This window comes from Propionibacterium australiense, from assembly GCF_003666605.1.
In the GTDB taxonomy this organism is placed as follows: domain Bacteria; phylum Actinomycetota; class Actinomycetes; order Propionibacteriales; family Propionibacteriaceae; genus Propionibacterium; species Propionibacterium australiense.
This window is the reverse complement of record NZ_RCIV01000042.1, coordinates 1-3,517: the sequence shown is the minus strand read 5'-3', so window position 1 is coordinate 3,517 and position 3,517 is coordinate 1. Positions and strand designations below refer to the sequence as shown.

Genomic DNA, 3,517 nt, shown 5'->3' with positions numbered 1-3,517 from the left:
TCACGCCCATCCCGATACTCCGCGATCTGAACAGCCGTCGCACCCGAAGCCGTTCTCACCTTCCGAACGTACGCCACACCACCCCTCCAACAACCCGATTAGTGTGTGAACCACACTAACCAACCCCACTCTCACCAGGCAAAACACCCACAAACACCCACCAACCAACCAAAAGTGGCACGAGTCAGGTCGGAGCCATCCCCATCCCCGGCGGAGGGGCCGCCAAAGGCGCCGGCGCCCTAGGTCGCGAAGCAGCCCAGACCGCCGGCCGCGAAGCGCTGAGACCGTCGGCCGTGAAGCAGCCGAGCAGGCCGCCCGCAGCACCAGCAAACAAGAACTCAGCACCATCGGCCGCGACGCCGCAGAAAACATCAGCGTGTATCGCACGCCTCGTCGTGGAGTCGGTGACAGGGAAGCGCTTGATGGCTTGGATCCGGCAGATTTCCAGTTCGGCGATAGGACGGCGCATGTTGGTGATGAAGCATCGGCACGCACCTTCGCTAATCCACGGATCGGTAACTATGGCCGTCATGAAACGAAATCGTATTTTAATGGATTCGTGGTCTTGTTTCGGATATGATTGAGACATGCAGATCGAGGTCACCCCGGAAGAAACCGCTGTCCTGATCAGATGGAAGAAACGCACAGACACTTACGTACTTGTGCGAATGAAAGCCGAAGCCATCTTGTATGCCTCCGAACAAGTTGGCATCAATATCATAGCGAAAATGGTTGAGCGCAGCGAGAAAACCGTTCGAGAATGGCTGGCCGAGTGGCAGGACACGCGGATGTGCTCGGTGCTGACCGGGCACGCGGGAAACCAGAACGCCGCGAAACTCACCCGCACCCAGAAACAAGACCTCAAAACTGTTCTGGCCCAGCCGCCCTCCCGGTCAGGTATCGACGCCGAGTTCTGGGACGTGCCGTCCCTACGAGACGTAGTGAAGATTCTGTTCGACGTGGAGTACGAGTCAGAATCTTCGTATCAGCTGCTCCTGCGGTTCTGCGGGCTCAGTTTCAAACTGCCCGACCCGTTCGACAAGCACCGCGACGAACAGGCCATCACCCGACGCATGACCGAGGTGAAGACCCAAGTCAACGACCTGTTGGAGGCCGGCTGTGAGGTGTACGCCATCGATGAGGTCCGCCTGGAACACGAGGCCGAGACCCGCCGCATGTGGCTGCCCAAAGGACAACGCACCAAACTGTACGTGGACCGGCAGAAAGTGTCCCAGTCGTTCTTCGGCGCCCTCTCGCTTACTGACAAGAAAGTGCGGCTGTATCCGATCGAGGGGAACCAGAACACCGAACAGATCATCCTGGCTCTGGAACGGCTACAGCGTGAAACCAAGGCCGACCGGATCGCTGTCGTGCTGGACAATGCCCGGTTCCACCACGCCAAGGCCCTGACCAGCCTCTACGAGCCCGGCCAGTTGCTGGAGCGCATCACACCCGTTTTCTTGCCGCCGTACGCGCCCGACCACAACCCGGTCGAACACGTCTGGGGCACCGCCAAAACCAATATCGCGAACATCCAGCACCAGACCCCCGAGCAGACCTTCGGAGCATTCGCCTCGTACATCACCGGACGCACCTTCGACTACGACTTCGAACACCTCCCCAAACCCCAACCAGAAACCGATCTTGTTTCATGACGGCCATACGAGAATGGCTACACCAGGTTCGATATGCATCCCGATTTTAAGAAGGAATTCGGCCAATACCAATCACCTTATACAGAAGGAGGTCCCGACAGCATTCAGTATGCGATACCGGAAAACATGATAAATCGTTTCAATGAGCTTACTCTTAACCGAGAATGGATTCCTTTTGGAGGCGCCTGAGCATTTACTGAACTGCCGACACGAAATTACTTGAAAGGAAACATTAAATATGACAGATGGGGCGCCATGGTTAGGCCCGATAGAGTGGTGTACCGTCATCGAGCATCACCCGTGGGGCTTGGACGTGAAAATTGATGACTCGGATATTATTGGTGTGATTGATCTGCGGTTCATCAATGATGACATCATTTTCATCAACCCGGAGAACTGGCCCCCAGTTGGCACGCGACTGAAGGTCAGACGGCAAGTGGTCATGCCGAACGGCCAGATCCGTTACACAGCGCGAGAAATTGATCTGGCGCTACCGGCGACAAGACAGGAGTGGCTGGACAGTCCGGCAGGCAAGGCTTGGCTGGCCAGTCAGAACGACGGGCAAGAATGATTCGTACCCTCCCCTCTTGACGGGGCAAGCAGGTGCCATCAATGCTTGGAAGAGGTTTGCCAAAGGCAAGGCTGTGCCATCAGTCAAAACACTGAAACGTGAATAGAGGGATGGAAGCGGCCGCACTGTGGAGATCACCGCCACGCATCCGTTCCTGACCACCCTCCGTTGGACTGTCGAGGACTTGGGCCGGCTTCGCCAAGTTGTGGTAGCCGGACTTGGATACTTTCACCCACCCCACCGGGGGAAATGTCGGGCCCACCTCACCCGCTCCAGCCCGATGGAATAATATCCAAACCAGAAACGATGCCTCCTATCACGTCATAGTTGTGGACATGCTGGAACCAATTGCGAACCGGCATGTAGCACTACTGGTGACGGGTACCGCTGGTAGCCTTCAGCGAGGACCACCCAGGAGAATCATGGAAGCTATTTCGGAAATCGACCAGATCATCAATCGACCCGCTTCACTCGAGCTTGAGGATGAGATCGTCATAATGCTTGATCTCATGACCCTGAGAGACGATTAAATCCAAGGCCACAAGGATTTCATCCCGGAAGTAGTGGATTGTTTATGGGACGCACACCTGGAGGGGTGTTTCCGGGTGGAAGGCTATACGAAACTAACTGGATGCTCGTCTCCGTACGCCGCAACCACCCCTGGCACGTGTGCACGGCGCTCATCGTCTTCTCAGCGCTCGCCGCGCTCCCCTGATCATCGCGGTGAGCGGGTTCGTCCCCGGCGCCCTGTTCTCGTTCAGCCTCTACCTCACCCCCGAACTCCTCGTCGTCCTTCTAGGCTGGTTCGGCTGGATCCGCATGAGACGCCCGCCCGAGGCACCCGGCCCCGGCCAGTTCCCCTACCTCTACCCGATGCCGTCCGATGCCGTGGTCCGGCCCCTACAGCGCCCTTCCCCAGCAGTACTCACCCGCTCCCTACCGCCTGCCCCTGGCGCCTCAACCGGCCTCATCCCCCTGGTACGGGCAGGGCTCGCCCTGGCAGGGGCAGAACCCGGCCTGGCCCGGGGTCAGGACTCACCATGGTCCGATGGCCTACCGGGCCGGTAGCCTCGAAGCCGTGACTCAGACAGCCCCCGCCCCCGAGGCGAACATCTCGTTGGTCAGGGGGACCGCCATCGCGGCCCTCGTCTACCACGGCGCCATTGGGCCGCCCCCTTGGTTAGGTCCGGTCGTTATGTGAGTCGTCGGTGTTTGTTTGATGAGTGCACTGTCGAGCATACTCGGCTGGGGTTAGGTAGCCGAGCGAGGAGTGTCGACGGTATTGGTTGTA

4 protein-coding genes are annotated in these 3,517 nt (G+C 58.3%); 3 read left to right on the top strand and 1 reads right to left on the bottom strand.

Translation table 11 applies throughout. The features are described from left to right. Positions 1-184 precede the first annotated feature (184 nt). Positions 185-652 carry a hypothetical protein gene (locus tag D9T14_RS13480; protein WP_182482088.1) on the bottom strand — a complete coding sequence of 156 codons (468 nt, stop codon included), beginning with the start codon at positions 650-652 and terminating at the stop codon, positions 185-187. On the opposite strand from D9T14_RS13480, the gene D9T14_RS13070 reads away from it, so the two are divergent. From D9T14_RS13070 to D9T14_RS13475, 3 genes are all read left to right on the top strand, one after another. Next, the gene (locus D9T14_RS13070) at positions 588-1,655 is read left to right on the top strand and encodes an IS630 family transposase (protein ID WP_121592126.1); all 1,068 of its coding nucleotides are present in this window, start codon (positions 588-590) and stop codon (positions 1,653-1,655) included. The genes D9T14_RS13480 and D9T14_RS13070 overlap by 65 nt on opposite strands. A 313-nt stretch (positions 1,656-1,968) precedes the next feature. Continuing rightward, on the top strand, positions 1,969-2,226 hold the full coding sequence (locus tag D9T14_RS13065; protein WP_126464255.1) for a hypothetical protein: 258 nt from the start codon (positions 1,969-1,971) through the stop codon (positions 2,224-2,226). Positions 2,227-2,949: 723 nt separating this feature from the next. Then, positions 2,950-3,294, top strand: coding sequence for a hypothetical protein (locus D9T14_RS13475; RefSeq protein WP_126464256.1), 345 nt, complete (start codon positions 2,950-2,952; stop codon positions 3,292-3,294). Positions 3,295-3,517 lie beyond the last annotated feature (223 nt).

Coding starts and splice junctions, on each gene's coding strand:
- D9T14_RS13070 (WP_121592126.1), top strand. CDS start 588: ATGCAGATCGAGGTCACCCCGGAAGAAACCGCTGTCCTGATCAGATGG.